Annotated in this window: 27 protein-coding genes; 20 read left to right on the top strand and 7 right to left on the bottom strand. The window is 66.2% G+C overall.

Annotated elements, in window-relative coordinates:
- Window positions 1-4 precede the first annotated feature (4 nt).
- The gene (locus HCO70_RS09530) at window positions 5-991 is read left to right on the top strand and encodes an ROK family protein (protein ID WP_172295293.1); all 987 of its coding nucleotides are present in this window, start codon (window positions 5-7) and stop codon (window positions 989-991) included.
- 15 nt (window positions 992-1,006) lie between these two features.
- On the opposite strand, the gene HCO70_RS09535 is transcribed toward HCO70_RS09530, so the two are convergent.
- A complete protein-coding gene (locus tag HCO70_RS09535) occupies window positions 1,007-1,744 on the bottom strand; it encodes a sulfite exporter TauE/SafE family protein (protein ID WP_371742178.1) in 738 nt (245 codons plus the stop codon).
- A gap of 466 nt (window positions 1,745-2,210) precedes the next feature.
- Between HCO70_RS09535 and HCO70_RS09540 the strand changes: the two genes are divergently transcribed.
- The 7 genes from HCO70_RS09540 to HCO70_RS09570 all read left to right on the top strand — a co-directional run bounded on the left by HCO70_RS09540 (window position 2,211) and on the right by HCO70_RS09570 (window position 9,396).
- The gene (locus tag HCO70_RS09540; RefSeq protein WP_172295295.1) at window positions 2,211-3,443 is read left to right on the top strand and encodes an aminotransferase class I/II-fold pyridoxal phosphate-dependent enzyme; all 1,233 of its coding nucleotides are present in this window, start codon (window positions 2,211-2,213) and stop codon (window positions 3,441-3,443) included.
- A 64-nt stretch (window positions 3,444-3,507) separates the two neighbouring features.
- Complete coding sequence (locus tag HCO70_RS09545; protein WP_216665311.1) at window positions 3,508-4,122, top strand: DUF4833 domain-containing protein; 615 nt, start codon at window positions 3,508-3,510, stop codon at window positions 4,120-4,122.
- Between the two features lie 88 nt (window positions 4,123-4,210).
- The gene (locus HCO70_RS09550) at window positions 4,211-5,323 is read left to right on the top strand and encodes an inositol-3-phosphate synthase (protein ID WP_172295299.1); all 1,113 of its coding nucleotides are present in this window, start codon (window positions 4,211-4,213) and stop codon (window positions 5,321-5,323) included.
- Window positions 5,320-6,108 (top strand): SDR family oxidoreductase, encoded by a 789-nt coding sequence (locus tag HCO70_RS09555; RefSeq protein WP_172295301.1) that lies wholly within the window; start codon window positions 5,320-5,322, stop codon window positions 6,106-6,108. Before HCO70_RS09550 ends, HCO70_RS09555 begins: the two co-directional genes overlap by 4 nt.
- Window positions 6,105-6,995 (top strand): phosphatidate cytidylyltransferase, encoded by an 891-nt coding sequence (locus HCO70_RS09560; protein ID WP_172295303.1) that lies wholly within the window; start codon window positions 6,105-6,107, stop codon window positions 6,993-6,995. Before HCO70_RS09555 ends, HCO70_RS09560 begins: the two co-directional genes overlap by 4 nt.
- 86 nt (window positions 6,996-7,081) lie before the next feature.
- Window positions 7,082-8,284, top strand: a complete 1,203-nt coding sequence (locus HCO70_RS09565; RefSeq protein WP_172295305.1) for an LptF/LptG family permease — start codon at window positions 7,082-7,084, stop codon at window positions 8,282-8,284.
- Window positions 8,281-9,396, top strand: coding sequence for an LptF/LptG family permease (locus tag HCO70_RS09570; protein ID WP_172295307.1), 1,116 nt, complete (start codon window positions 8,281-8,283; stop codon window positions 9,394-9,396). Before HCO70_RS09565 ends, HCO70_RS09570 begins: the two co-directional genes overlap by 4 nt.
- Here HCO70_RS09570 and HCO70_RS09575 read toward each other — a convergent pair.
- Window positions 9,380-10,129 carry an NTP transferase domain-containing protein gene (locus HCO70_RS09575; RefSeq protein ID WP_172295309.1) on the bottom strand — a complete coding sequence of 250 codons (750 nt, stop codon included), beginning with the start codon at window positions 10,127-10,129 and terminating at the stop codon, window positions 9,380-9,382. The genes HCO70_RS09570 and HCO70_RS09575 overlap by 17 nt on opposite strands.
- Window positions 10,130-10,226: 97 nt before the next feature.
- On the opposite strand from HCO70_RS09575, the gene HCO70_RS09580 reads away from it, so the two are divergent.
- The 4 genes from HCO70_RS09580 to HCO70_RS09595 all read left to right on the top strand — a co-directional run bounded on the left by HCO70_RS09580 (window position 10,227) and on the right by HCO70_RS09595 (window position 14,371).
- Window positions 10,227-10,919 (top strand): CDP-alcohol phosphatidyltransferase family protein, encoded by a 693-nt coding sequence (locus HCO70_RS09580; RefSeq protein ID WP_216665312.1) that lies wholly within the window; start codon window positions 10,227-10,229, stop codon window positions 10,917-10,919.
- On the top strand, window positions 10,916-12,049 hold the full coding sequence (locus HCO70_RS09585) for a glycosyltransferase family 4 protein (protein WP_172295311.1): 1,134 nt from the start codon (window positions 10,916-10,918) through the stop codon (window positions 12,047-12,049). Before HCO70_RS09580 ends, HCO70_RS09585 begins: the two co-directional genes overlap by 4 nt.
- 157 nt (window positions 12,050-12,206) lie before the next feature.
- The gene (locus tag HCO70_RS09590) at window positions 12,207-13,763 is read left to right on the top strand and encodes an FGGY family carbohydrate kinase (protein ID WP_172295313.1); all 1,557 of its coding nucleotides are present in this window, start codon (window positions 12,207-12,209) and stop codon (window positions 13,761-13,763) included.
- The gene (locus tag HCO70_RS09595; RefSeq protein WP_172295315.1) at window positions 13,760-14,371 is read left to right on the top strand and encodes a CDP-alcohol phosphatidyltransferase family protein; all 612 of its coding nucleotides are present in this window, start codon (window positions 13,760-13,762) and stop codon (window positions 14,369-14,371) included. The genes HCO70_RS09590 and HCO70_RS09595 overlap by 4 nt, the downstream gene beginning before the upstream one ends.
- On the opposite strand, the gene HCO70_RS09600 is transcribed toward HCO70_RS09595, so the two are convergent.
- From HCO70_RS09600 to HCO70_RS09610, 3 genes are all read right to left on the bottom strand, one after another.
- Window positions 14,368-16,599 carry a BTAD domain-containing putative transcriptional regulator gene (locus HCO70_RS09600; protein ID WP_172295317.1) on the bottom strand — a complete coding sequence of 744 codons (2,232 nt, stop codon included), beginning with the start codon at window positions 16,597-16,599 and terminating at the stop codon, window positions 14,368-14,370. The two genes, HCO70_RS09595 and HCO70_RS09600, sit on opposite strands and share 4 nt — an antisense overlap.
- Window positions 16,600-16,752: 153 nt before the next feature.
- Window positions 16,753-17,439: a type II CAAX prenyl endopeptidase Rce1 family protein gene (locus tag HCO70_RS09605; protein ID WP_172295319.1), complete on the bottom strand. Its 687-nt coding sequence runs from the start codon at window positions 17,437-17,439 to the stop codon at window positions 16,753-16,755.
- A gap of 262 nt (window positions 17,440-17,701) precedes the next feature.
- Complete coding sequence (locus HCO70_RS09610) at window positions 17,702-18,613, bottom strand: lipopolysaccharide assembly protein LapB (protein ID WP_172295321.1); 912 nt, start codon at window positions 18,611-18,613, stop codon at window positions 17,702-17,704.
- A gap of 262 nt (window positions 18,614-18,875) precedes the next feature.
- Here HCO70_RS09610 and HCO70_RS09615 point away from each other — a divergent pair, with 262 nt between their 5' ends.
- The 4 genes from HCO70_RS09615 (at window position 18,876) to HCO70_RS09630 (ending at window position 20,386) form a co-directional block, all read left to right on the top strand.
- Window positions 18,876-19,028, top strand: a complete 153-nt coding sequence (locus tag HCO70_RS09615; protein WP_172295323.1) for a hypothetical protein — start codon at window positions 18,876-18,878, stop codon at window positions 19,026-19,028.
- Between the two features lie 39 nt (window positions 19,029-19,067).
- Window positions 19,068-19,397 carry a TfoX/Sxy family protein gene (locus tag HCO70_RS09620; protein WP_172295325.1) on the top strand — a complete coding sequence of 110 codons (330 nt, stop codon included), beginning with the start codon at window positions 19,068-19,070 and terminating at the stop codon, window positions 19,395-19,397.
- Between the two features lie 65 nt (window positions 19,398-19,462).
- Complete coding sequence (locus HCO70_RS09625; protein ID WP_172295327.1) at window positions 19,463-19,864, top strand: DUF4112 domain-containing protein; 402 nt, start codon at window positions 19,463-19,465, stop codon at window positions 19,862-19,864.
- A 66-nt stretch (window positions 19,865-19,930) separates the two neighbouring features.
- Window positions 19,931-20,386 carry a GFA family protein gene (locus HCO70_RS09630; protein ID WP_172295329.1) on the top strand — a complete coding sequence of 152 codons (456 nt, stop codon included), beginning with the start codon at window positions 19,931-19,933 and terminating at the stop codon, window positions 20,384-20,386.
- A gap of 77 nt (window positions 20,387-20,463) precedes the next feature.
- Here HCO70_RS09630 and ndk read toward each other — a convergent pair whose 3' ends face one another.
- Together ndk and HCO70_RS09640 are read right to left on the bottom strand one after the other, a co-directional pair.
- Entirely contained in the window at window positions 20,464-20,886 is a 423-nt protein-coding gene (ndk, locus tag HCO70_RS09635; RefSeq protein WP_172295331.1) for a nucleoside-diphosphate kinase, read from the bottom strand.
- Between the two features lie 176 nt (window positions 20,887-21,062).
- On the bottom strand, window positions 21,063-21,473 hold the full coding sequence (locus HCO70_RS09640) for a DUF6636 domain-containing protein (protein ID WP_172295333.1): 411 nt from the start codon (window positions 21,471-21,473) through the stop codon (window positions 21,063-21,065).
- An 82-nt stretch (window positions 21,474-21,555) separates the two neighbouring features.
- On the opposite strand from HCO70_RS09640, the gene HCO70_RS09645 reads away from it, so the two are divergent.
- The 4 genes from HCO70_RS09645 to HCO70_RS09660 all read left to right on the top strand — a co-directional run bounded on the left by HCO70_RS09645 (window position 21,556) and on the right by HCO70_RS09660 (window position 25,552).
- Window positions 21,556-23,406 carry an ABC-F family ATP-binding cassette domain-containing protein gene (locus HCO70_RS09645; protein ID WP_172295335.1) on the top strand — a complete coding sequence of 617 codons (1,851 nt, stop codon included), beginning with the start codon at window positions 21,556-21,558 and terminating at the stop codon, window positions 23,404-23,406.
- A 162-nt stretch (window positions 23,407-23,568) separates the two neighbouring features.
- Complete coding sequence (locus HCO70_RS09650; RefSeq protein WP_172295337.1) at window positions 23,569-24,195, top strand: MarC family protein; 627 nt, start codon at window positions 23,569-23,571, stop codon at window positions 24,193-24,195.
- A 68-nt stretch (window positions 24,196-24,263) separates the two neighbouring features.
- Window positions 24,264-24,845: a TIGR02281 family clan AA aspartic protease gene (locus tag HCO70_RS09655; RefSeq protein WP_172295339.1), complete on the top strand. Its 582-nt coding sequence runs from the start codon at window positions 24,264-24,266 to the stop codon at window positions 24,843-24,845.
- Between the two features lie 101 nt (window positions 24,846-24,946).
- The gene (locus HCO70_RS09660) at window positions 24,947-25,552 is read left to right on the top strand and encodes a hypothetical protein (protein ID WP_216665313.1); all 606 of its coding nucleotides are present in this window, start codon (window positions 24,947-24,949) and stop codon (window positions 25,550-25,552) included.
- Window positions 25,553-25,643 lie beyond the last annotated feature (91 nt).

The raw sequence follows: 25,643 nt of genomic DNA on the forward strand, positions 1-25,643 counted from the left end.
GACCATGACCAGACAGCCCGACCGCTATTCCCTTGTCGCCGATATCGGCGGGACGAACACACGCGTCGCCCTCGCCGAGGGGCTCGACATCGTACATGGCACCGTGCGCCGCTACCGGAACGCCGAATATCCGGGGCTGGAGACGGTCCTGCGCGAGTATCTCGAGTCCGAGGATGACGTCGACTGCGCCGGCGCCTGCGTTGCCGTGGCGGGCCCGGTTCGCAACGGTGTCGGGCAGCTGACCAACCTTGACTGGCGCATCGACACGGACACGCTGGCGCGGGCGACGCAGGCTGAAACCGTATCGATCCTGAACGACCTGCAGGCGCAGGGCTTTGCGCTGGAACACCTGAAGCCCGAAAGCCTGCAAACCGTGATCCCGATGCCCGACGCAGTGCCCGACGCCACCCGGCTGGTGGTGGGCGCCGGCACCGGCTTCAACTCTGCCACCGTCTATCACACCCGCAAGGGCCGGATCGTGCCGCCCGCCGAGGCGGGGCATGCGAACATGCCGATCCGGAACGAGGCCGATCTGCGCCTCGCGAAATTCGTCGAGACGGCGCATGGCTTCCCCGGCATCGAGGATGTGCTGGCGGGCCGCGGGCTGGAACGCATCTACGCCTGGCTGGGCCACGAGCAGGGCGCGGTCCGCGAAGTCCGCGCCAAGGAGATCATGGAGGCGCTGGCCGAAGGCAGCGATCCGCGTGCCGAGGAAACCGCGCGCGTCTATGTGCGGCTGCTGGGCTCCGTCGTCGGAAACCTCGCTCTGACCATGCTGCCCTTCGGCGGGATCTACCTGATCGGCGGCGTCGCGACGGCTTTCGCGCCTTATCTGGAGCGCTTCGGTTTCGACGACGCTTTCCGCGACAAGGGCCGCTTTGCCGGGTTCATGCAGAATTTCGGCGTGTCGGTGGTGTCGGACGACTATGCCGCGCTGGTCGGCTGCGCGAGTCATCTGTGCGAGGTGATCGAGCACGAGGCGGATTTCTGAGCTTCCCATCGGAAGCTATTGCAGCGCCTTGAAAATCATCCGGACCGCGATGAGTGCCAGCAGCACCAGGATCACCCGGTCGAAAACCCTGGGCGGCAGGTGCCGGGCGATGAAATTGCCCACCGGCATGGCGCCGAACAGCGGAATCATCGCCAGCAGCCCGTAGAGGAACCTCTGTGGCGTCATGATCCCGTACCACCACAAAACCGGGATCTGCAGCGCCGAGATCAGCGCGAAGAAGACGGATATCGTTGCGATGAAACTCTCGCGTTTCAGCTTCATCGAGTTGAGGAAGGTGATCGAGACAGGCGCGGAGATGCCGGTCGCCCCCTGCAGCACGCCTGCGACGGTCCCCGTGGGCCAGACCGCGCGCAGGGCGGCGGTATAGCTCAGCACCCAGTCCGGTCGCGCGAGACGGAACGCGATGTAGCCGAAAACGGTGGCCGCCACCGCGATCAGCAGGACCTGTGCGGGAACGCTGGCCAGAATAACGGTGCCGATCAGCACGCCGATGCCGCCGGATGTTGCGAAACCCCAGGTGAAGGCGTTCGGCAGCATGTCACGCCGGTAGAACCAGCCCTGCCACAAGTTGCTCAGCAGGTTCGGCACGACCATCACCGCCACCGCAAGCTGCACGTCGAAGAACAATGCGAGGACCGGAACGGCCAGAACCGGCGCTCCTGCCCCGATCGCACCCTTCAGCAGGCCACCCATTGCGATCGCGACGAAGATCAGCGCGAATTCCCCGATCACCACCCGGCCCCCTTACTCCGCACCGTCATTCCGCCTGATCCCTTCGTTAACCTGTGAATAGCTCCTAGAACGCGGAACTCCGGGCTGCAACTGGGGCCGGGAGTATGCGCTATTGCATGGCACCGTGCACAGTCACGACGCCCGTGCGCTGGTACGCGAGATCATGAGAAAGCACATTGCGAACCGGCATCAATCCGGTCGCGCAATTGCGCCAGCCTTCTACTACGGGCGAATACAGATAAGACACGCCGGTCCGCGCCATGCGCGACATCGTTTAACCATTTCCTAAGACTGCGGTGGAAACACTGATCTTCCAGGCCCAGAAACAGGGGTGCGTCACGTTTCCGCGTGACTATCCGGACTTAGCCGGGCATCACTATTGCTGCACCCGACAGTTACGGTAGTGTGACAACAAGTTTGCGATTTAAGCAGCGGGTCGGGCAGCAGGCCGCAGAAGGAGGCAGTGATGGCGACTGAGGCAAAGCCGGAAAGGCCGGGGTTTCAGGCTGTCGCCGAAAGGCGGTTCCGGCTGGCTGGCAAGTCGATCATCGAAAAGGGCCACCCCTATTTCGTTCCCGTCGACCGGCTGGAACAGATGTATGCCGCGCGGCCCGATGGCTATGTCAGCCTGGCGCATTACGACTACCTCGGACTTGCCCGCCATCCGGAGGTGCTGGGTGCCGCGTCCGACGCGCTGCACACCCACGGCGCGGGAGTCGGCGCCTCGCGTCTTGTCGGCGGCGAGCGCACCGCGCATCGCGCGCTGGAACGGAACCTCGCGAAATTCCTTGGCGTCGGCGACGTACTGACGCTGATCTCCGGCTACCTGACCAATCTGTCGCTGATCAACCACCTGCTGGGACCGCGCGACCTGGTGCTGATCGACTCGCTGGCCCACAACTCCATCGTCGTGGGCGCGCGGTCCGGCCGGTTCGAGTGCAAGACCTTCGCGCATAACGACCTCGACGATCTGGCGGCAAAGCTGACCGCGGCGCGGGGCGAATACCGTCACGTCCTGATCGTGGTCGAGGGTCTTTATTCGATGGATGGAGATATCCCCGACCTGCCCCGCCTGATCGAGATGAAGAAGCGCCACGACGCCTGGCTTCTGGTGGACGAGGCGCATTCCTTCGGTGTGCTGGGCCGCAACGGGCGGGGCGTTTGCGAGCATTTCGGCATCGATCCAGCGGAAATCGAACTGTCGGTCGGCACCCTGTCGAAAAGCTTCGTGTCCTCGGGCGGGTTCATCTGTGCCTCTGCCGACGTGATCGCATGGCTGCGTTTCACCCTGCCCGGCTTCGTCTATTCGGTCGGCCTGTCGCCCGCGACGGTGGCCAGCGCGAATGCCGCGCTGCACATCCTGCGGCGGGAACCGGATCGCGTGGAGCGGCTGAAGCGCAAGTCGCTTCTGTTCCGGGATGCCGCGCGCGATGCGGGACTCGATCCGGGCAAGGCAATCGGCGCTGCCGTCGTTCCGCTGTTCTTCGACAGCGCCGAAGAGACGATGATGGTCAGCCAGGCGCTGATGAACAGCGGTATCTACGCCCCGCCCATCGTGCAGATCGGCGTGCCGAAGGATCAGCCGCGGATCCGCTTCTTCTTTTCCGCCGAACATGACGAGGCCGATATACTGCGTGCCGTCGACGTGGTGGCGGGCGCGACGCGGGTCCGGTCGGTTCCCCGTCTCGCCACGGTCTGAGCCGCTCTGCAAAACACCGCCGACGGCTCTGCAATCCATCTCGCCAGGTCTTCCGGGCCAGCGTATGACTGCGATCATGAATCGCCGCGCCATGATCCTGTCGAGCGGGGCCGCCGCCCTTCTGCCAGCCTTGCCGGCGGGGGCGGCGACATTGCGCAGCGTGAAGGTGGCGGAACAGCCCAGAGTCCCGCTGTTGCAGCCGGAGTGGCCGGTGCCGGACGAGCCGAACCAGATCTTTTACCTGCAGCGGTCGATCAACGCGAACACCATCGTCTTCACGGCGCGCTATGACGGCGACGGGCAGCTGGTCTTTCCCGATGCGGCCGAGATCTACTGGCGCCGCTACGGGGATGCGGGGGAACGAATGCCGCTGAAACCGATCGAAAAGATCCTCGCCTTCGGGATGCAGATCCGCAAACGGCCCGAGCCAGATCAGTATACCGTGTGGCTAAACCCGCTTCCCCAGCTGTCCATGCTGCTGATGCAGACCGCCCCCGGTCAGGCGCAGTTGCTGGGCCGGATCGGCGGACAGACCGCGCGTGCCGTCTATGCCTATGCCGAGGTCGACGATACCGGGCTGATCCCGCGCGTGAACGGGCTGTCTCTGCACGGCGTGCTGCCGGACGGCGGCGCGATTTCGGAGTATTTCAGCGTCGCGGGCGGGGAATACCGGCCTTAACCCGGAATTAGACCGGAAGTTGCTGGCACCGCGCCGCGACCCGTGCCAAGAGATTGGCCCAGAGTAACGGGACTGTAACGGGCTATACATGGCGAAGACCCAAAGCGGTCGCATCAGAACGGCTATAGCAGGGGTTGGGAACTGCGCGTCATCGCTGGTGCAGGCGGTTTCCTATTGCCGCGCCATGGGGGAAGAGGCGGTCGGCGTCAGCTTTCCGGTGCTGGGCGGATACCGACCGGAGGATGTCGAGATTGTCGCGGGCTTCGACATCGACGCGCGCAAGGTGAACCGGCCCATTGGCGAAGCGGTCCTCGCCACGCCCAACTGCACCGAGGTTTTCTGGGACAGGCTGGATGATCAGCCGGCGCAGGTACATCGCGGTCCCGATCTCGACGGCATCTCCGCCTATATGCGCAATCAACCGTCCGATTTGAGTTTCGCGCCGTCAGACGCCCCGGCCCTGACACGGGACGAGGTGGTTGCAAAGCTCAGGGCCGCGCAGGCCGGGGTTTTGATCCTGTTCCTGCCGGTCGGTTCCACTGCAGCGGTGGAATTCTACGCTGACTGCGCGCTCGCCGCAGGCTGCGCAGTGGTCAACGGCATCCCTGTCTTCCTCGCTTCGAAGCCTGCTTGGGCGCTGCGGTTCGAAGAGGCTGGCCTTCCGATCCTTGGCGACGATTTCAAAGCGCAGTTCGGCGCGACCGTCATCCATCGCGCGCTGGCGCATCTGGCGGATATGCGCGGCGTGAAGATCGACCGCACCTACCAGCTGAACGTCGGCGGCAATACCGACTTCCTCAACATGATGGACATGGACCGGCTGGCAACGAAACGCGAGTCGAAGACAGAGGCCGTGCAGGCCGCGATGGACACCCGCCTCGCCGATGGCGACATCCGTATCGGGCCGTCGGATTACGTGCCATGGCTGCAGGACCGCAAGGTCGCATATGTCCGCCTCGAAGGCCGGCTGCTGGGCGGCGCGCGCACCAGCGTCGAACTGCGGCTGGAGGTGGAAGACAGCCCGAATGCCGCTGCCATGGCCCTTACTGCGATCCGCATTGCCCGGATCGCGCGTGACCGGGGACTTGCAGGCGCGATCCCCGATGCCTGCGCCTTCCTGTTCAAGCATCCGCCGGTGCAGATGGACGACCCGGAGGCGCATGACCGGTTGCTCGCCTTCGCCGAAGGCGACACCGAATGAACACCCCCGACAAACGCCCCGCCTTCATCACCGGCGGCTCCAGCGGTATCGGCCTGGCCCTTGCCCGGCAGCTCGCCGAGCGCGGCCACCCTGTCGCGATTTTCGCAAGACGTCCCAACAAGTTGCAGGCCGCAGCTGAAGCGATCGGTCCGAATGTCCGCGCCTATCCCTGCGACGTCGCCAACCGCGCCTCGGTCGAGGCCTCGGTGTCGCAGGCCATCGAGGAACTCGGCGCGCCCGGCTACGCCATCGCCAATGCCGGCGTGGCCGAACCGGGCGAGTTTCTGGAACAGCGCATCGACGCGCACGAATACCAGATGCAGATCAACTACTTCGGCGCGCTCTATTTCGCCCGTGCCTGCGCAGTGGCGATGCCCGAGGGCGCGAATCTGGTTTTCGTCGGCTCGGGCTCCGCCTTCTTCGGCATCTACGGTTATGGCGCCTACGCCCCGTCCAAATTCGCCGTGCGCGGTCTGGCGGAGGTGCTGCGGGTGGAACTGGCGCCCCGGGGCATTTCGGTCACGCTCGCCTATCCTCCCGACACCGAAACGCCCATGCTGGAAACCGAGGAACGGCTGAAACCAGAAGCGACGAAGCTCATCACCGCAAGCGGCGGGTTGTGGTCGCCCGAAGACGTGGCCCGGGTCATCCTCAAACGCACGGACAAGGGACGTTTTGCCGTCACCCCCGGCTGGCAGATGACCGCGCTTCTCTGGCTGCATTCGCTGCTGGCGCCGGGGTTGCGACGCTGGCAGGCGGGGATCGTGCGGAAGACCCGCAAATGATGCCGGAGATCGCGCTGCTGGCACAGGCCTGCCTTGTATTGCTGGCGTTCGGCGCGCTGCTGGTGCTGGTACTGGCCGTCGTCCCGGCTACCGCGGCCACAGCGCGCGACGCGCTGCCGATCCTTCTGACCGAGGTCGTCATCGTCGGTGTCGCCGTCGGCGCGCTCTGGGCCGGTGGCTGGATATTGACCGCCGCCCTCCTTCTGCATGCCGCCCGAACCGGATACGAGGCGGCCCGCGTGCGCCTTCCCGACGAAAGCCCATGGCCCGCCCTTGGCTTCGGCATCGGACTGGCCGCGCTCGGCTGGCTGGGCTCGGTATACCTTTCTGAAGTGTTTGCAGCCAATGTCGCGATGCTGGCCCTGTTCGCGCTGATCGGTGCACTGGTTCTTGCCTTCTCCGATCCGCGCACATCCCCTGCGGCCGCCTGGCTCGACATTGTGCTGTTTCCCGGCCTGCCTCTCATCGTCTTCACGGCCGCGGGCCTTCGCGGCGAGGCGGCACTGCTGCTGGCCGCGTTCCTGCTGGTCGAGACCTTCGACAGCTACGCCCTGCTCGGCGGCAAGCTTTTCGGCCGGCGCAAGGCGTTTCCGCAGATCAGCCCCGGCAAGACCATCGAGGGACTGATCGCCGGGGCGGTGATGCTGGTTTTCACCGCCGTGCTGCTGGGCCCTGCCCTTGGCGTCCCGGTGACAATGGCCGCCGCTGCCGCGCTCGCTGCTGGCTCCTTCAGTGTCGCGGGCGACCTTTGCGCCTCGCGCCTCAAACGGATCGCGGGGGTCAAGGATTACCCGCGCATCATGCCATACCAGGGCGGGCTCCTTGACATCACCGACGCCTGGATTGCCACAACCATCGGGTTCCTTGCCCTCTCGGGCGCGTTCTGACCTCCCGTGCGCCGCGAAGCATTTGAACCGGCGCCCTCTTCACCGCATCATCGCGCCGTGATCCGGACACCAGAGACCCCGTTGCCATGACGCGCAGCCCGATGATCCGGCTGCTGACCCGGCGCGCGTCGCGGGTTCTCCTCGGATTGATGGCTCTGATCGTCATGATCTTCATCACCGAGATATTCACCTCCGAACTCGAGGCGGTGATTTCAAGCGGCGGCCATGCGCTTGACCTGCTGCGCCTGCTGCTGCTGCGCACCCCCGAGGTCATCGACTTTGCCCTGCCGATCGTGCTGTTCCTCGGTCTCTACTTCGCTATCGACGGCGCCCGGACGGATCGTGAACTGATCATCTGCGCCGCCGCCGGCGAGCGCTGGCAGAAGATTCCGCGCGTCGCGCTGACATTCGGTTTGCTGGCGATGCTGCTGTCGCTGCTCTTTTCCGGCCTGATCACGCCCGCCTCCAACCACCTGCTGCGGCTGACTTATTACGACCTGCAGTCACAGCGCATCCTGCAGGCGATCACTGACCCCGGCGACCGCATCCATATCCAGGAGATCGAGGGCCGAACGATCATCGCCAGCCCGCCCGACTCACCGGACAGCGAACGCGGCTCTCTTTTCATTTACAGCGGCACGGCGGATGGCGGGTGGCGGGTGGCGCGCGCGGATGACTGGGCGGTTGTCGGCCCGGATGACGACGGGGCCTATCAGGTCGCACTGAAGCGGTTCCGCGAGTATCGCGGCGACGCGGCCGAAGCGCCGCCGCCCACGGATATGCCAGACGACACACCGGGAAAGGCCACGCTCGATTTCGCGCAGGTTAATGTGCAGACTGTGGAGGTAGCGCTGCAGATCGGCGATATCGTCGAGGCTGTCGACCGCAGTCGCCATTTCAACGAACGCTTCCTGTTGCAGGCAGGCGGACCCGTGGACGGCGAACCGGTGGAAAACGCCGACGGTGCGATAGCGCCCGCCCCTACACCCACCTTCGGCGAAATCGTCGCCGCCGCGCTCCTTTGCCCGGTCGCCGCGCTGCTCGCGGTCGCGGGCGCAGCCCTTGCGGGCACGCGGCGCGGGCGCTTTCTCGGACTGCCACTTGGCCTGATCCTCGTTCTCGGCGGGGATGTCGGCGGTCGCGCCGTGCTGGGAGAGGCGGCGGCGCTCGGGTATCCGGCGTTCTGGGCAGGGGCCATGGCGCTGCTGGCGCTCGGCCTTGCCCCCGCCCTGATCTACGTCCGGCACCGCGCCGAGCGGATCGTCATCCCGCTCCGGGGCCGGGAATGAGGGGCCGGCCCGCCGTTTTCGCGCTCGCCACCCGGCGTGCTGCGGCGGAGTATCTGGCAGGCGTCCTGCTGATCCTCTTCATCCTGCTGATGATCGCCTACACCATCGACCTGGCCGGAAATTTCCCCAAGCTGCGCACCGCCGCACAGCGTCAGGGCGTGTTCCTGCCTACGCTCCTCTTCCCGTATCTCGGCCAGCGCGGGGTCGACATCGTCACCCGCATGTTGCCGATGGCCACATTCTTCGGCGTGTTCCTGATCGAGATCTTCCGCCGGATGCGGCTGGAAAGCGTAATGCTCGCCGCCGCCGGCGCGACGCCCGCGCGCGGCTTCGCGGCCCTGCTCTGGGTGGCGCTTGTCCTCGGCAGTGTCCACTGGGCGCTGGAAACGCGCTGGCGGCCGGCGGCGATCTGGGCGCAGGTGGAGACCGGCTTTGGCAGCTACGCACAGCGATTTCCACGTACATGGCGCGACAACACCTGGCTGGTCGCGGGCGATACGGCGATCCGTGCCGACATCCTGCGCGACAGCGACGCCCAGATGCGTAACGCGGTCATCTTCCACGGCATTCGCGATGATCAGCTTCAAGCAATCGATGGGGCCGCGCGCATCTTGCCGACCGCCACGCCGCTGGTCTGGCAGATGGAGGGCGTCACGCGATGGGAGCCCGGCAACGCCGGGACCGGCGCCGCACCATTGTCCGCGCCAGACGGCACCCTCGACCTCGCTCTCATCCCCGAGCAGCTGCAGTACCACGACGTCCCCGGCTTCTACCTGCCCAATGGGCCGCTTCACGCCATTGCCGCTATGCCGGACCCGCCCGAGAACATCGCCGACATCGAAACCGCGATCTGGCGCCGCCGCGTCGCATGGTTCCTGCCCGGAGTGGTCGCATTGCTGGCGGCGGGCCTTGCCCATCTTGGCTTCGAAGGCCGACGCGTGCTGATCCCGCACCAGATCGCGTTTGCCGCGGCTGGCTACGGCTATACCGCCGCCATCAAGACTTTCTGGAGCCTTGGCGAGCTTGGCACGCTGTCCGCGCCCGTCGCCCTGCTGACACCGCTGCTGGCCGGGCTGGCGGTCGCGGTTCTGCTGATCAGGCGGGCGACGTGATCTCTTTCCGCGCCTCGACAATCCAAGGATAGACAACGCGTTCGGCCCGCTCCAGCATCGACAGGTTATCAACCTCGGCCCAAGGCAGATCGTCGATGCGGAATACCTCGACCGGCAGTTCGCGTCCGAGTTCGACGATGCCCGCTTCGTAATGTTCGTCCGGCACACGGGCGAGCACTCTCGGGCCGACCTCCCGCAAAGCCTCGACCGCTTCGGCGCTCAGCCGGGTGATTCCGACCAGCTCGCCATAGGGTGGTTCCGGCCGCACAGACAGGTCCTTCGAAATCGCGGCAAGGTGCTTCCCCGGCCCGGTCCAGACATAAACCTCGTCCCCCGCCCGGGTCGGACCCGACGTCAGCAGCCGCGTCTCCCCGTCCAGCGCAGCCGCAAGCGCCTGCGGCGCATAGACAAGGTCCGATTCCAGCACGAGGCACGGGCCCGACAGGTCCTTCAGCCCTGTCAGCAGCGACAACAGGCTGCCCGTCACCGCATAGGCTGGGTTGTGCACCAGTTCCACATCTGCATCTGACCCGTGTGCCGACTGAAAATGATCCGCGAGATGGCCGGTGACGATCCGGATCTTCGGTACCCCGAAAGCCCTAAGGCTGGCCAGAGATTGCGAGATCAGGGTCTCTCCGCCCATCGGCAGCATGCCTTTGGGAACCATCTTTCCAAGCGGCCCCATCCGAATGCCCATGCCCGCCGCAACGATGACGGCCGTGATCCCGGTCATGCCTGCCCTTTCCTCGTCCCGGTCCGCGCGCGAACCGGGCGTGCCTTGACCCGAACGGTATGCTAGGGGGGGCACGGCATCAAGACGGCAGGCAGCGATGAACGTGCAGGAAAATGAAAAGGTTGGCATCGGCCGGATCGCCGCCGACCTGCGCGGCAAGCGCATCGCCGACGAATTGCGCAGCGCGTGGTCGCTGACCCTGCTTTACCGGGTACCCAGCCTGCCCTTCGTCTGGAGTTTCGCACGCCTCGGCATCGGGCCGATGCCCGTCACCGGGGTGGGCCTTTTCATCGCCCTTTCTCTGCCGTTCCTCGCCTGGGGCGTGCCGCTCTCCGCCGCCCCCTGGGCGGTGGTCGTCGCGGCCGTCCTGTTCCAGATCCTCGACTGCGCCGACGGCACCCTCGCCCGCGTGACCGGCCGCACGTCGCCCGCCGGGGCAGAGTTCGACCTGTTCGTCGACATGGTGCAATGGGCCTGCCTCTACATCGCCATCGGCCTCCTCGCTGACCGCACCCTCGGCACCGGCTTTGGCTGGACCGCACTGGCCCTTGTCGCGGCCTGGACGCGCCTTTTCGCCCGCATGCTGCGAGAGCGGCTCGGCGGACTGGACGACGCAGACCCGGCGCCGCTGCGCCTCGCCGACCTGCCCATAGTCTTCGTCTCCGGCCTGTCCGGCCTGTTTCCGTTCCTGGCGCTCACGGGCGTGTGGCTAGGCGTGGCGGCAACCTTGCTCCTGCTCTACAGCCTGCTCGACATCGGCGACGCGTTGCTACCGCATCTCCGCCCGTGAAAATCGTCCAGCTCTGCCCTTACGCGATGGATCGCCCGGGCGGCGTGCAGCGGCACGTCCGTGACCTCTCCGCATGGCTGGAGAGCGAGGGGCACAGAACCCGCATCATCGCCCCGCCCTCCCCGGGCGGCCAGACCGGCGCCGACGGCAAAATCACCAGCATCGGCCACGCCCGGAAGCTGGCCCTTCATGGCACCGAATTCGAGGTCAGCTGGGCCAGCCGCGCCGCCCTGCGCGCCCTTGCCCGCGAACTGAAGCTCTGGGGCGCGGAGCTTGTGCACATGCACACGCCGTGGACACCGTTTCTTACGGCCCAGATGTTCCGCGCCCTCGCCCTGCCCGCAGTTACCACGGTCCACGCCACGCTTCCCGAATCCGGCCTGAATTCAATCGCCGACCGCTTCATCCGACGGAGCGCGCGGCGCCTCCTGCCGCAATCGCGCGCCGTCGTGATCCCGTCCGGGGCGCCGCTGCCGATGCTGCGCCGCCTGCTGCCCGGCCTCGAACCGCAGATCCTGCCGCCTGCCATCGACCTGTCTCCCTGGGTCACGGCGGGCCGGTCGCCGGTGCGGCGCAAGGGGCTTTCGCTGGTTTTCCTCGGCCGGCTGGAGCCGCGCAAGGGCGTCGACGTGCTGCTCGACGCCTGGCCGCGCATTGCCGCGGCGCTGCCCGACGCGCATCTCACCATCGCTGGCGACGGACCACTGCGCCCGCAGGTCGACGCCGCCCGTTCCGACAGACTGCACCTTGTGCGCCGCCCGGACGACGCCGCAGCACAGGTGCTGCTGGCCGCCGCCGATTTCTGCCTCGCCCCGGCGCCATATGGCGAAAGCTTCGGTCTTGTGCTCACAGAGGCGATGGCCGCCGGCAGCCTGCCCGTCGCCGCCGCCAATCCCGGCTTCGCCTCCGTCCTCACCGGCCCCGGCGCGGAACTGCTGGTTCCGCCCGGAGACGCCGGTGCCCTGGCGCGGAAGATCATCACCCTAGCCGCAGCCCCGGAGACCTGTGACAGCCTCCACCGCTGGTCCCGGCACGAGGCCGCCCGACTCGACATAGCGCATCAGGGCCCGCGGTTTCTCCGGCTCTACGAATCCGTTCTCGCGGACCATCCGCCCGCTTCTTCCTGCTGAAAATATCCCCGCCGGAGGCTCCCGCACGCGCCGCCTGCACCAGAGCCGGGCAAAAGCGCAGACGTCGAAAACAGCCACCCGCGAAGGCCATGCGATGTTGCCAATCCCCGGCCCGCGTGGCACGGCTGACCCGACCGCCACAGGGCAAGGGACACGCGTGAGCACGGCCGATCTGATCCTCGCCGCCGATTTCGGCACATCGGGCGTCAAGATCGGGGCTGTCGGGCCCGACCTCGTGCCGGTGGCCACAACGGTCGAGCCCTATCCGCTGCACCTGCCCGCGCCGTCTCATGCCGAGCAGATCCCCGAAGACTGGTGGAACGCGCTCGCGCGCGGCATCGCGCGGCTGAAGGCAGAGATCCCCGATCTCGCCGCGCGTTGCGGTGCGGTGGTCTTCACGGCACAGCTCTGCGCGGTGATCTGTGCCAAATCCGACGGTACGGTGCTGCGCCCGGCGATGGTCTGGCTCGACAAGCGCGCGGCGCCGCTGATCCGCAAGCGCATGGGCGGGCTTGTGACACTGGCGGGGTACAACCTGCCCTTCCTTCTGCGCTCGATCCGGATCGCCAATGGCGCGCCGTCGCATAATGGCATGGACCCGCCGGGCAAGATGCTCTGGCTTATGCAGCATGAGCCGGACGTTTTTTCCGGCGCCGACCATATCCTCGACGTGAAGGACTGGCTGCTTCTGCGCGCGACCGGGACGGTCACCACCACTGCAGACAGCGCCAACCTGACCTGGCTGATGGACACACGGCGGGGGCGCGAAGGCTGGTCGCCGAAACTGGCGCATCACCTTGGCCTGACGCTCGACAAGCTGCCGAAGATCGTCGACGGCACCGAGGTTGTCGGCGGGCTGACCCGGGAGGCCGCTGAGGGCCTGGGACTGCGCGCCGACATTCCCGTCGTCGCAGGCGGCGGCGACGTGACGGCGACCGCCATCGGCTCCGGCGCGGTGGCGGATGGCGCGCTGCATCTGTGCCTCTCGACCTCCTCCTGGGTGTCGGGCTTCTACGACCGCCGGGTGCTGAACATCTTCGCTTCCTATGCCACGGTCACGTCGGCTATCGGGCATCGGCCGCTGCTGATCGCGACGCAGGAATCCGCGGGCTCGGCCCTCGCCTGGCTCGCGCGGATGCAGGGTGCGGGCACGGACGATGCGGCTCTGTCCGCCTATTACGACAGGATCGGCAACTACGCCGCGGACGATCCGTTCTTCCTGCCCTGGCTCGCAGGGGAACGCTCGCCGATGGACGAGGAACGCCTGCGCGGCGCCTTCTACGGGCTGAACCTGCGGCACGGGCCAGAGGCACTGAAGCGCGCGGCGCTGGAGGGCGTGGCCTGCAACATCCGCTGGGCCTACGATCTGGTGGCAAAGGAGCGCGGCACGCGCACCGACGGGCCGATCCCCGCGGTCGGCGGTGCGGCGGCTAACCCGCAACTGGCGCAGGCATTGGCCGACGTGCTGAACCGGCCCATCTCTGTCGGCGAAACCGCCCTTGCCGGGATGCGCGGCGCGGCGGCCATCGCGGCGCCAACACTGGGCTGGGCCGGGGACGTGTGGCAGGCTGCGGGCAGGTTGCGTGACGGGCCGGCGCGGAACTTCGTGCCGGATCCGGGGCGCGTGGCGATGCTGCAGGACCGCTATGCCGAGTTAGCATTGCTGCGCAAGTCGCTGGCAAAGCTCTACAAACGCCGTAAGGGCAAGGCATGATCGACGGTCTGATGAAGGACGTGATCGACCCGCTCTGGGAAGCAATGGCGCGTCCGCTGGCCCGTGCCGGGCTTACACCGAACCAGGTCACCGCGCTGGGGCTGGCGCTGATCATCCTCGCCTCGCTGGCCTATCTCTGGCACCGCTCGCCCTGGATCTACGGCCTGACGCTGGCATTTGCCTTCGTCTTCGATGCGCTGGATGGCGCCGTGGCCCGGCAGACCGGGCTTTCCAGCAAGGTTGGCGGTTACTTCGACGCAATGGTCGACCGGTATCAGGAACTGATCGTCCTGCTCGCCATCGGCTGGGTCACAGGCCACTGGGCACTGGCGCTGCTGGCGTTTTCCGGTGCTATGCTGACCAGTTACGCCAAGGCCCGCACCGCCATCGAGACGCCGGTCAGCAACACCGACTGGCCGGACCTGTTCGAGCGGATGGAGCGGATCATCTACCTCTGCTTTCTGCTTCTGCTCGCCGGGCTACTGCCGTGGAACTGGGTTCTTCCCGCCGGGCTGACCGTTTACGCGATCCTCTGCCACGTCACAGCGCTGCAACGCATCCGGCGTGCTTTTCTGCTTCTGAAAGAGGCGGATAGAAACGAAAGCTAAGCTACTGCCAGCCGCTGCCGCAGCGCCTGCGCGGTGCGGATATCGGCGGAAAAGGACGCGCCCCGATCCACCGCTTCCAGCCCCCGGTCCAGCCTCAGCGCCGCGTCGCGAGCGCGGCCTGTCTGCCGCAGATAAGCCGCGAACCCGACCGAGGCCCGCAGCTCGTGCAGCCCCGATCCGGTTCGCCGCGCCGCCTCCACCGCCGACAGGAACGCCGCCTCCGCCTGCCCCGCCCGCGTATCGCGGTTGCGGATCAACAATTGCGCCTGCAGCCGCAGCAATTCCGGCTCATAGTGCAGCACACCGGTCGCCGACGCAGCCGCCAGCCCCTCGTCCACCTGCAGCAGCGCGTCATCGCCACCTGCGCTTAGCGCCGCATCGGCCAGCCATGCGTGGATCATGGGCACAGCTAGTGTACCGCCGCCACGGCGATAGTCGCCGAGCGCCCCTGCCAACTGCCGCGCCGCGTCCGGCTCGCCCAGCCTGTCCCGGGCGCGGGCGACGATCGCGCGCGCCAATGCCTGCCGCAGAGGCTGACCCTGCGCCTGTCCCGCCGCCGTCTGTGCCAGCGCCAGGCTGACCCGCGCCGCGCCTAGCTCGCCCTGCACCAGCGCGGCGAAAAGCCGGCACCACAGGGCGGTGTCCGCGCAGCCCAGCCCCTGCGCCTCGCTCAGCACGCGGCGCACCGTCTCGCCCGATGCGGCGGTGCGGCCGCGCAGCACCCGCGTCCAGGCCAGCAGGCTGCGCGCAACCATGCCAGGGTCCAGCCCCGGCGGTCCGTCCGGCAGGTACAGGTCCTCGACCGGCAACAGCGCCTCTTCCGCCGCCGCCAGCCGCCCGCGAAAGAACCGCGAGGCACCGACCATAACGTCACCGATGGCCCGGTCACGTCCGCCGCAGGAACGCACCTGCTCTCCCAGGGCCAGGACCAGCGCCAGATCGCCCCGCGTCAGGGCCGCGCGCCAGCTTTGCCAGAGGACGGGCAACTGCGGCGGTCTCGTTACTATCGCCGGCCTCTCCTCAGCCGTTCGCAGGATGTAAAGCCCGGCGCGTTCCTCCGCCGCCGTCAGATACCAGTCCACCGGGCTCAGACCGCCGAATGATGCATCGGCCAGCGCCTCGCCCGTCTGTGCCAGCGCAACCGTCCGTGCGGCGGAGAGCAGTGGCAACCCCATCGCCCCGTCGCCGCTGCGCACCACAAGCCCGCGTGCCACCGCCGCGGCGGGCAATACACTGATCGGCCGTGCCCCTTGCACCGCCACCGGCTCAGCCGTGAGGATCAGCGCGACAAGCCCGGCCCGTTCCGCCTGTTCCTCGGCCTCGCCTCCGTCGAACACGGCGACCACCCGGTCGCCCGGCCCAGGCAAAACCGTACCATCGTATCCCTCGACCGTGCGCCGCGCGAAATCTGCAAACGCGGCTTGCGCGTGCAGCACGACACCGGGATCAATCCCTGGATCGAACGCCGAAAGCTCCGGAAGGCAAGCGATGAGCACCGCCGCCTCATGCGGATCGCCGGGGATGCCGGTCGCATCGGGAAGACAGACTTCGACCGGTTCGAGCGCGGCGATATTCTCGAACGCGGTCTCACGTGGTATCGCACATTTCGGCGTAGCCTTTCGCGCCCGGGTCCAGACGCGATGCGCCTGTTCCGATCCCGGATCCACGGCAAGCAAGGCTGCGACCGCCCCCATGGCGGCCCGGGTGTTTCCCGTAGTCTGCTCGCTTTCCAATAGCTGTTTCAGCGCCCCGACCGCAATCGCCTGCAGGCGATTGCATTCGGATGATTGCCAGGCGCTGAACGACTGTGAAGGCAAGGTCAGGCCCTGCAAGAACGGCCCCCGGTAGATCTGCGCGACCTTGCTCAGGTCGTGGTCCTCTCCGGAAGCGACACAGACCTCCAGCGCGCGGCAGTCGGCAATTGCCGGGTCGGCGACAAAGGTAACCACTGTGTTGCTGGCGCGGATCGCATCCAGCCCGGCTTCCCGAAGCGCCTTGCGCAGAACGGCCAGCTCCTGCCGCAGGCTTGCGCGGGCCTGTCCCGGCGAGCGTTTCGGCCAGAACATTTCTGCCAGTTCCTGTCGCGGAACGGGCCGGCCCGCCGATTGCACCAAGTAGGCCAGCAGCCCCCAGCATCGCCGCGACGTCATCCGCACGGGGCAGCCGGTTTCGCCGGACAGTTCGAGATCTCCCAGCAACCGGATCTGCATGCGGTTCCGCTCTGACATGGCGCCAACTCCCCCGAAACGTTCGGGTAACCGGGGCGCTTACGCCATTTGGCCAGCGCCCTGCTGGCACGGCAGCAATCCGTGCACCGACCCTTTGGTTGTGCGGAGTTCTATGTAAACATTCGGTTAATGCCGGTGTCCGACGTCAGCAGGCTATGCTTCGGTCCCGGCCTCGACGACGATTGGCCTGCGTGCGCGCAGCACCGTTACCACCGCCAGCGCAAACATGGCGTGGCCCAGCATGCAGCAGGTCGCGTAGAGCCAAAGCGCCTGGCCGCTCAGTTCGGCAACCAGCACCCGTCCGAAGAGCACTGCTGTCGTGCCATGCACCACCGCGACCAACAGGATGTTCATTCCCGCCACCCGCAATGCCATGAAGGCAAAGGCCCCACCCGCCGCAATCAATGCAGCCGGCAGGCCTTCTGGCAGTTTGTAGAGCACCATCGCCAGTGCCGACACGCCGAATGCCCCAGGCAGGTTCGCTCTGAATACCTTCAGCGTCGCCTCGCGAAAGAACAGCTCTTGCGGGAGCGCGATGATCGCGATCTGGACGAACAGCGCCCAGAGCAGGCTCTGTACGCCGGGTACGAACACGACGATGTCGGTTAGCAGCAGGCCGCAAGCGATCGGAACGCTCAGCACGACGGGTATCAGGCCCAGCAGGGAAACACTTCGTCCCCAGGACCAGCCGAGGCCGTCCTGATCGTACAGGCGGCGGCCCGGAGCGCGAATCAGCGACGGAACATCCCGGCCCAGAAGGAACAACGCAAACGCCGCAGTCATCACGCCAACCACGCCAGCGGACGCAAGTGGTGTCAGATCCAGTCCTCCGCGGCGCATGAACTCTCCAAGCCCGGCCACGAAAAACAAGAATATCGCGTAGGTTAGCGGCATCGTTGTCCCGTTGTTGTCTTTTTGTCATAGCATGTGGAAAAGACGATTCCGTCAAGTGTTTTCAATTGAAACTTTTCCTACACATCTCGCCCAACGACACGCCGGTCACCCGAAACCGACCCGTCATCGTTCCACACCCACTGTGGATAAAACGCTAATACCACCGGTGGTTGTGTTTCAAGTGCTATATCCGAAGGTGACGTAAGGACTATTCGGCCGGTGCCTCTATCTGGGCCGCCTCCAGTCTTTCAAGCAACTCTGCTTCACGTGCAGCTGCAGCGTCCAATTGCTCCCGCAGTGATCTGGCTTCACTGCGCGCCTCTGTCAGTTCTGTGCGCAGCGCATCGGTGCGGCTCTCCGCCTCGACGATAAGCTGCAGCAAAGTCCGGTCTGTCTGGCCGCCGGACGTTATCGTCCCGGGCTCCGACAGGCGCAGCAGCGCCTTTACCGCCGCAAGGTGTGGCGCACCGTCCTGCTCGACGGACTGGCGCAGCGCGGAGCGATAGGACCGCAGCGCCGCATCGGGCTGGTCCTGGGCTTCGGAAATCCGGCCGATGTTGTAGCTGAGCCGCGCGAGGTCCGGCGCGGCAGCGCGGGCACGCGCGCAGGTCCAGAGCGCCGCGTCCGGGTCGATCTCTCCCACGGCAATGCCGGTGGCGCCGTCGCTGAGCGCGCTGTCCTCTGGATCACCGGCCATCCGGTCGCAAGCCGCAATCAGTGCCGTACGTCGGTCCGTGGCAGCCTGAAGATCTGCAAGCTGACGCCGTGCGTCTTCCGCAAAAGCGCCTTCCGGAAAGGTCTTCAGGTAGTCACCGTATGCGTCAGCTGAGTTCTCCGCACGCGCAGCCCGCCAAGCTGCCCGGTCGGCGCCCGATGCACTGCCTGTGCCGCTCGTGCCGCCGCCGAAGGAAAAGCTTTCCAGCGGGTCGTTGTCCTGTTCCGGCGATTCAGACGCCGGAACCGGCGTCTCGGCCTGTGCCTGCTCCGGCGCGTCGGCGGGGTCGGAGACTTCCGGTTCGGGCTCCGACTCCTGGAAAACGAATCCCTGCGCTGCGACCGCACCCGGCAGACACGCGGAAAACAGGCAGGCCGCGGCAAAACAGGCAAGAAATCGACGCATTGCACCCCTCCGCAATCTGGCCGGACCGACCGACTATGTCCGGATTCCCTTTATTGATCAAACCGCTCGATCTTCCGGCAGTTATCGCATGGACCTGTGACATTTTAGACAACCCAAAACGAATCGGCACGACGATGCCGTAATTGCGCCTCCCAACAGGCCAATAAATCTGGTGTTCTACGGTTACGGGCCCGAAGGGGCGATGCTCCCGGGACCGGCGCGAAACGGCAAGTTCGCGCAAATTGGAGAGCAGGACAAAAAAATGAACAAGAAACAAGACAGCCAGTTCGACGAGCGGCCCGAAACGCCGCCACGCAGCTACCCCGCCCCCCAGGCAGAGCAGCGCCGCTTCTACCGCCCCGAAGAAATGGTCGACGAAAAACGCCCCATCTTCACCGACTGGGCCAGCATCTGAGCCCTTGCAGGACCGCCGCGCCCGGCTAGTCTGGGCGCCATGGCCGACCCTGTCTCGACGATACGAAACCTTGGCCCTGCCTCCGACAGGGTCTACGCCCTCGCCGGCATCGACAGCGCCGACGCGCTGCGCGATCTGGGACCGGACGAAGCGTACCGCCGGCTTCTCGCCAGCGGCAGCAGGCCGCACTTCATCGCCTACTACGCCATGGTGATGGGTCTGCAGGGACGCCCCTGGAACGATTGCCAGGGCGCCGAAAAGACCGCGCTTCGCGCCCGTTTCGACGCCATCTGCGCCGAAGCCTGTCCCGCCGGCCTATCCGCCATCGAAGCCGCCCTAGACGAAATCGGCGTCCGCGCGCCGCGCTGACAGGCGGGAACCGCACCGCCTTTCCCTTCGTTAGGTTCACGCAACCGCAACGCCGGGTAGGACCGATGAGCACCGCATACACGTTCGACACACGCGCCGGAACCGAAGCCCGGACCACACGTCCGCGCACCGACCGTCAGGCCACCCTCGACCGGTTGCAGAGCATCGCGAACACCATGGACGCGCGGTTCCGCATCCCGATCTTCAACGTCCGGCTCGGCTTCGACACGCTTATCGGGCTCGTGCCAGGCATCGGCGACGCCGTGGCCCTGCTCCCCGGCCTCTACATCCTCTACGAAGCCCGCCGCATCGGCGCCCCCGCGCACCTGCTGGCCCGCATGGGCCTCAACTCCGGCATCGACCTCGCCATCGGCACCATCCCCATCGTCGGCGATCTCTTCGACATCGGGTTCAAGTCGAACCGCCGCAATGTCCGCCTCCTGCGAGAGCATTTCCAGTGCCGGTAGCCAGCGCACATTCGCTTGCGCTGACGACCGCATCTGTCACCCTGCTGCGCAAATACGGAGGCTGCCATGACCGAACTCCCCCTGCCCGCCACCGGAGGCTGCCGCTGCGGCGCCGTCCGTTTCGAAATTTCCGCGTCGCCGTTCTTTTCCTCCGCCTGCCATTGCCGCGGCTGCCAGCGGATGACCGGCAGCGCCTATTCCCTAACGATGTCGGTCCCGGCAGTCGGCTTTCGCGTGGACAGCGGCGATCCGGTGCCCGGCGGCCTGCGAAACGAGAACAAGCACATGCACTGCCCCGACTGCCATTCCTGGGTCTTCACCCGGCCCGCCGGCGCAGATTTCCTCGTCAATGTCCGCACGACCATGCTGGACAATGTGCCCGGTGACGTTCCCTTCATAGAGACGTGCCTGGCCGAGGCGCTGCCCTACGCCGCCCTCGACGCGCCGCACCAGTTCGACGGCTTTCCGCCGGAAGACCAGTACGAACCGCTGATGCGGAAATACGCCTCCGAACGGCACTGACGGCGCAAAAGAAATAGGCCCGCCCCGGAACGCATCCGGCGCGGGCCCTTCAATCTGTATCCGTGAAAGTTCCCGGCTTAGCCGACGATCTCGATCCCGGCGAAGAAGTAGGAAATTTCCACCGCAGCCGTCTCCGGCGCGTCCGACCCGTGGACGGAGTTCTCGCCGACCGACTCGGCGAACTCGGCGCGGATCGTGCCCGCGGCGGCATCGGCCGGATTGGTCGCGCCCATCACTTCGCGGTTCTTCGCGATGGCACCTTCGCCTTCCAGCACCTGCACGACAACCGGCGCGGACGCCATGAATTCGCACAGTTCGTCGTAGAACGGGCGCTCGGCGTGCACTTCGTAGAACTTGCCGGCCTGCTCCTTCGACAGGTGGATGCGCTTCTGCGCGATGATCCGCAGCCCCGCTTCCTCGAACTTGGCGTTGATCTTGCCGGTCAGGTTGCGGTTGGTGGCGTCGGGCTTGATGATCGACAGCGTGCGCTCGATGGCCATGTCGGGGTCTCCTTGATGAAAGACCGGACAAGCCTGTCCGGTCCCGAAATCGTCATTGCTGCGCCGGTTAGCACGGAGATTCGCGATTGCAAAGCCCTACCGGCGCCAGTGGTGGACCCGGCATTTCACCCCAACGCAACGTTTTCACGACGGGATACCGACAATCCTGCGGCGCGTCAGAAGACCGATTGCTTCCCCAACGTCAGGGTAAAGCCGCGATTTTCCGCGTTCAGGCAGGTCATCCCGTCCGGCTCGGAAAAACAGGCGACGCCCCCGCGCGAATGGCTGAAGCCCGGCTCCATTTTCTGCACTGAAGGGTCGGCGATCGTGTCGCCCGCGCACAACAAATGCCCCGGCCCGGTTGGCTTGACCTCGAAGGCAAAACCCCAGTCCAGGTCGCAATCCTCCGGTGGCTCGGTGAAACTCGGTTCCGCCCCCGCGATGTCGCAGCGCACGTAATTCTCCAGCCCGGTGATGATGACACAGGCGATGGCGCCGTCCGGCGTCTGGAACGGCAGGTCGGGCAGGTTATAATCCTGCGCATGAACAGGTGCGGCAACAAGCAGGACGGGCAGGATGTGACGCATCGGCGGCCTCCGGGCTTGGCGGCACCCTAGGCGGCGCCAGCCGCCATTGACAAGCGCCGCCGGGCAAAGCATCCCGGCGCGCATGCTTCGGATCGAGGACATAACCTACGCCATCGACGGCCGCCCCCTGTTCGAGGGCGCATCGGCGACGATTCCCACCGGCCACAAGGTCGGACTCGTGGGCCGCAACGGCGCGGGCAAGACCACGCTGTTCCGTCTGATCCGGGGCGAACTGGCCTTGGAGTCGGGCGAGATCTCCCTGCCCACGCGCGCCCGCATCGGCGGCGTCGCGCAGGAAGTGCCGGGGTCGGAAGTATCGCTGATCGACACAGTTCTGGAGGCCGATACAGAGCGCGCCGAACTGCTGGCAGAGGCAGAAACCGCGACCGACGGCACCCGGATCGCAGAGGTTCAGACCCGGCTTGCCGATATCGACGCATGGTCGGCAGAAGCGCGCGCTTCGTCGATTCTCAAGGGCCTCGGTTTCACCGACGAGGAACAGCGCATGCCCTGCTCCGCCTTCTCCGGCGGCTGGCGGATGCGCGTGGCGCTGGCGGCAGTACTATTCGCGGCGCCCGACCTGCTGCTTCTCGACGAACCGACCAACTATCTCGACCTTGAAGGCGCGCTGTGGCTGGAAAGCTACCTTGCTAAATACCCGCATACGGTCATCGTCATCTCGCACGACCGTGGCCTTCTGAACCGTGCTGTGGGCTCGATCCTGCATCTGGAGGATCGCAAGCTCACCTATTACGCCGTTCCCTATGACCAGTTCGCGGAACGTCGGGCGGAGAAGATCGCGCAGGCCGAGGCCGAGAACGTCAAGGCCAAGGCCCGGATCGCGCATCTGCAAAGCTTCGTGGACCGCTTCCGCTACAAGGCATCTAAGGCGGTGCAGGCGCAGTCGCGGCTGAAGATGATCGAACGGATCAAGCTGGTCGCGACACCGCAGGAAGCCGCACTCAGGAAGTTCACGTTCCCCGAGCCCGAGGAACTGTCGCCGCCGATCATCTCGCTGGAAAACGCCGCCACAGGTTATGGCGAGCGCAAGGTCCTGCGCGGCATGACCCTGCGGATCGATCAGGACGACCGGATCGCGCTCCTTGGCCGCAACGGTCAGGGCAAGTCGACCCTGGCCAAGCTGCTGTCAGACCGGCTGGGCCTGATGGACGGCCGCATGACCAAGGCGCGCAAGCTGCGCATCGGTTATTTCGCGCAGCATCAGGTGGACGAATTGCGGGTCGAGGAAACGCCGCTGGAACACCTGCGGCGTCTGCTGCCGGGTGAATTGCCGGGCAAGCACCGGGCGCGGCTTGGCGGCTTCGGGCTGGGCGCCGCACAGGCGGAAACCGTCGTCGGAAAGCTTTCGGGCGGGCAGAAGGCGCGGCTGTCGCTGATGCTGGCGACGCTCGACGCGCCGCACCTGCTGATCCTCGACGAACCGACCAACCACCTCGACATCGAAAGCCGCGAGGCGCTGGTCGAGGCGCTGACCGAATATACCGGCGCAGTGATCCTCGTCAGCCACGACATGCACCTTCTGAGCCTCGTCGCCGACCGGCTCTGGCTGGTGAAGGACGGCCATGTCACGCCTTACGAAGAGGATCTGGAGGCCTATCGCCGGATGCTCCTGTCCTCGGACAAGCCAGTCGACAAGGCCAGGGCGGAAAAGCCGAAGCCCGTGGCCTCCCGCGAGCAGAAGCTGGCGTTGCGCGCCGAGGTCCGGAAATGCGAGGCGCGCGTCGAGAAGCTGAACGACATGCGCGACAAGCTGGCGAAGAAGCTGGCCGATCCGGGGCTCTACGAGCCGGAGAAACTCGGCGAGATGGAAGTCTGGCAAAAGAAATACGCCGAGGTCATGGATGGTCTCGACCGCGCCGAAGGGCTCTGGATGCAGGCACAGGAAAAGCTGGAGGCGGCGGAGACGCACTGACGCGCCGCCGCTTTCGGAGCCTGTCTTCGCGCCTGTTCACGGCGTGTAAAGGCCGAGTCTGTATTTTCTCCTGCGATTTCAGTGTGTTGAATGGCGTCCGCAAGCGGACACAGCCATTTCGTCCCTCTGGCGCCTTTCCTGCCCCTCCGATATGACCTGCCCATGGACCCCACGGCCCTCATAACCGCCTTTGTCGCCCTCTTCGTGGTCATCGACCCGATCGGCCTCTCTCCTCTTTTCGTCGCACTCACCCAGGGCATCGAGCCCGCACGCCGCCGTGCCATCGGACTGCGCGCCTGCCTCGTCGCCATCGGCCTCCTGACCCTCTTCGGCCTCTTCGGCGAGACCCTCCTCGAATTCGTCGGCATCTCCATGCCCGCCTTCCGCATCGCCGGCGGCATCCTCCTGTTCCTCACCGCCCTCGACATGCTCTTCGAGCGCCGCACCAAGCGCCGCGAGAACCGTAGCCATGAAGAGGATGACCCCGGCGACGATCCGTCCGTCTTCCCCCTCGCCGTCCCGCTTCTCGCCGGCCCCGGCGCCATGGCCACGATGATCCTCCTCGTCGGCCAGTCCGGGAGCGACTGGACCTGGATCCTTGCAGTCCATCTGGTGATGATCGCCGTTGTCGCCATCGCCTTCACGCTGTTCCTCGCTGCCGGCCTGATCGAGCGCCTGCTCGGCCCCACCGGTATCAACGTCGTCACCCGCCTGCTCGGCATGCTCCTCGCCGCGCTGTCGGTCCAGTTCGTCCTCGACGGCCTCCGCGGCGCGGGTATCGCCCTCTGACGCTTGCGTGAAGCCGCTGACACAGCCCCAGAACTTTCCTATCTATGGGGAAGAAAGGATCGCCCCTCATGGACAGCTACGACATCGGCCGCCTCGTCTACCTGGTCCTGCTGGGCTGCGTGGTCCTCAGCTACTTCCTTGTCAGCAATCGCGGCAACCTGGGCCAGGTCGCGCGGCACGCGCTGCTCTGGGGCCTGATCTTCATCGGCGTCATCGCCGGCGTCGGTCTCTGGTCCGACATTCGCCGGGACGTGATGCCACAACAGTCGGTCTTTGCCGAAGACGGCCGGATCGAGGTGCCCCGCGCCCATGACGGTCACTACTATCTGACCGCCCTGGTCAACGAGAAGCCGGTGATCTTCGTCGTCGACACCGGCGCGACGGGCATCGTCCTGACCCAGAGCGACGCGCGAATGGTCGGGATCGATCCAGACAGGCTGGTTTTTTCCGGACAGGCCGGCACCGCCAACGGCGTCGTCCAGACTGCCCCCGCCCGCGTTGACGAATTTGCTGTCGGCCCGATCACCGACCATGACGTCAGGGTCTGGGTGAACCGCGGCGATATGGAAGGCTCCCTGCTGGGCATGGATTACCTGCAGCGCTTCAACCGGATCGAGATCTCCGGCGACAAGCTGGTCCTCGAGCGCTGAGGACGCGGGCCATCACCGCGCCTTCGCCCGACCCGGACGAGCCGAAACGCGGCCCCCGCAACCCGCTCTGGCGCAACCTGCTGCGGCTTGCCATCGTCCTTGTGGCGGCTTTTCTGCTGTATCGCCTGACGCATTATCTGATGACGGCGACGAACTCGCTTACACCGGAAACGGCGGCCATGCACCGCGTGCTTCTGGTCGTCATCCTTCTCGCCTACGCGCTTCTGATCGCGGTGCCATTCGTTCCGGGGGTGGAAATCGGCCTGACGATGATCGCCATGGGCGGGTCGACGATGGCACCCTTCGTCTATCTCGCGACGGTTCTGGGGCTGTCGGTGTCCTACGGCGTCGGCCGGTGGCTGCCCTACCGGAACCTCTGCCGGATGCTGAACGATCTTGGCCTGAAACGCTGGAGCGGGCTGGTGGAAACGATCCGTCCTTTGTCGCCGGACGAGCGGCTGGCGGCGCTGCGGACGAGGCTTCCCCACTGGCTGGGCCCGGTGGCTGTGCGTGGCCGCTATTTGCTGCTGGCATTGCTGATCAACCTGCCCGGCAGCACCGTGATCGGCGGCGGCGGCGGGATCTGTTTCATGGCCGGTCTTACGCGCCTGTTTCTACCCGCGGCCACTCTTGCGACCATCGCGCTTGCGGTGCTGCCATTGCCGCTGGGCGTCTGGCTTTGGTGGCCCGGTTTCATACATCAGTAACGCCACTCGGTCGCTGCGATGCCGCCGGAGGACCGAATTCCGCCGCCAATCGCCTTTCTCCCCCACCGTCAATCGCTATCCTGCGCCGCAG

The sequence above is a fragment of the Pseudoruegeria sp. HB172150 genome, assembly GCF_013184805.1.
Classification (GTDB): domain Bacteria; phylum Pseudomonadota; class Alphaproteobacteria; order Rhodobacterales; family Rhodobacteraceae; genus Psychromarinibacter.

Coding starts and splice junctions, on each gene's coding strand:
- HCO70_RS09530 (WP_172295293.1), top strand. CDS start 5: ATGACCAGACAGCCCGACCGCTATTCCCTTGTCGCCGATATCGGCGGG.
- HCO70_RS09540 (WP_172295295.1), top strand. CDS start 2,211: ATGGCGACTGAGGCAAAGCCGGAAAGGCCGGGGTTTCAGGCTGTCGCC.
- HCO70_RS09545 (WP_216665311.1), top strand. CDS start 3,508: ATGACTGCGATCATGAATCGCCGCGCCATGATCCTGTCGAGCGGGGCC.
- HCO70_RS09550 (WP_172295299.1), top strand. CDS start 4,211: ATGGCGAAGACCCAAAGCGGTCGCATCAGAACGGCTATAGCAGGGGTT.
- HCO70_RS09555 (WP_172295301.1), top strand. CDS start 5,320: ATGAACACCCCCGACAAACGCCCCGCCTTCATCACCGGCGGCTCCAGC.
- HCO70_RS09560 (WP_172295303.1), top strand. CDS start 6,105: ATGATGCCGGAGATCGCGCTGCTGGCACAGGCCTGCCTTGTATTGCTG.
- HCO70_RS09565 (WP_172295305.1), top strand. CDS start 7,082: ATGACGCGCAGCCCGATGATCCGGCTGCTGACCCGGCGCGCGTCGCGG.
- HCO70_RS09570 (WP_172295307.1), top strand. CDS start 8,281: ATGAGGGGCCGGCCCGCCGTTTTCGCGCTCGCCACCCGGCGTGCTGCG.
- HCO70_RS09575 (WP_172295309.1), bottom strand. CDS start 10,129: ATGACCGGGATCACGGCCGTCATCGTTGCGGCGGGCATGGGCATTCGG.
- HCO70_RS09580 (WP_216665312.1), top strand. CDS start 10,227: ATGAACGTGCAGGAAAATGAAAAGGTTGGCATCGGCCGGATCGCCGCC.
- HCO70_RS09595 (WP_172295315.1), top strand. CDS start 13,760: ATGATCGACGGTCTGATGAAGGACGTGATCGACCCGCTCTGGGAAGCA.
- HCO70_RS09600 (WP_172295317.1), bottom strand. CDS start 16,599: ATGTCAGAGCGGAACCGCATGCAGATCCGGTTGCTGGGAGATCTCGAA.
- HCO70_RS09605 (WP_172295319.1), bottom strand. CDS start 17,439: ATGCGCCGCGGAGGACTGGATCTGACACCACTTGCGTCCGCTGGCGTG.
- HCO70_RS09610 (WP_172295321.1), bottom strand. CDS start 18,613: ATGCGTCGATTTCTTGCCTGTTTTGCCGCGGCCTGCCTGTTTTCCGCG.
- HCO70_RS09615 (WP_172295323.1), top strand. CDS start 18,876: ATGAACAAGAAACAAGACAGCCAGTTCGACGAGCGGCCCGAAACGCCG.
- HCO70_RS09620 (WP_172295325.1), top strand. CDS start 19,068: ATGGCCGACCCTGTCTCGACGATACGAAACCTTGGCCCTGCCTCCGAC.
- HCO70_RS09625 (WP_172295327.1), top strand. CDS start 19,463: ATGAGCACCGCATACACGTTCGACACACGCGCCGGAACCGAAGCCCGG.
- HCO70_RS09630 (WP_172295329.1), top strand. CDS start 19,931: ATGACCGAACTCCCCCTGCCCGCCACCGGAGGCTGCCGCTGCGGCGCC.
- ndk (WP_172295331.1), bottom strand. CDS start 20,886: ATGGCCATCGAGCGCACGCTGTCGATCATCAAGCCCGACGCCACCAAC.
- HCO70_RS09640 (WP_172295333.1), bottom strand. CDS start 21,473: ATGCGTCACATCCTGCCCGTCCTGCTTGTTGCCGCACCTGTTCATGCG.
- HCO70_RS09645 (WP_172295335.1), top strand. CDS start 21,556: ATGCTTCGGATCGAGGACATAACCTACGCCATCGACGGCCGCCCCCTG.
- HCO70_RS09650 (WP_172295337.1), top strand. CDS start 23,569: ATGGACCCCACGGCCCTCATAACCGCCTTTGTCGCCCTCTTCGTGGTC.
- HCO70_RS09655 (WP_172295339.1), top strand. CDS start 24,264: ATGGACAGCTACGACATCGGCCGCCTCGTCTACCTGGTCCTGCTGGGC.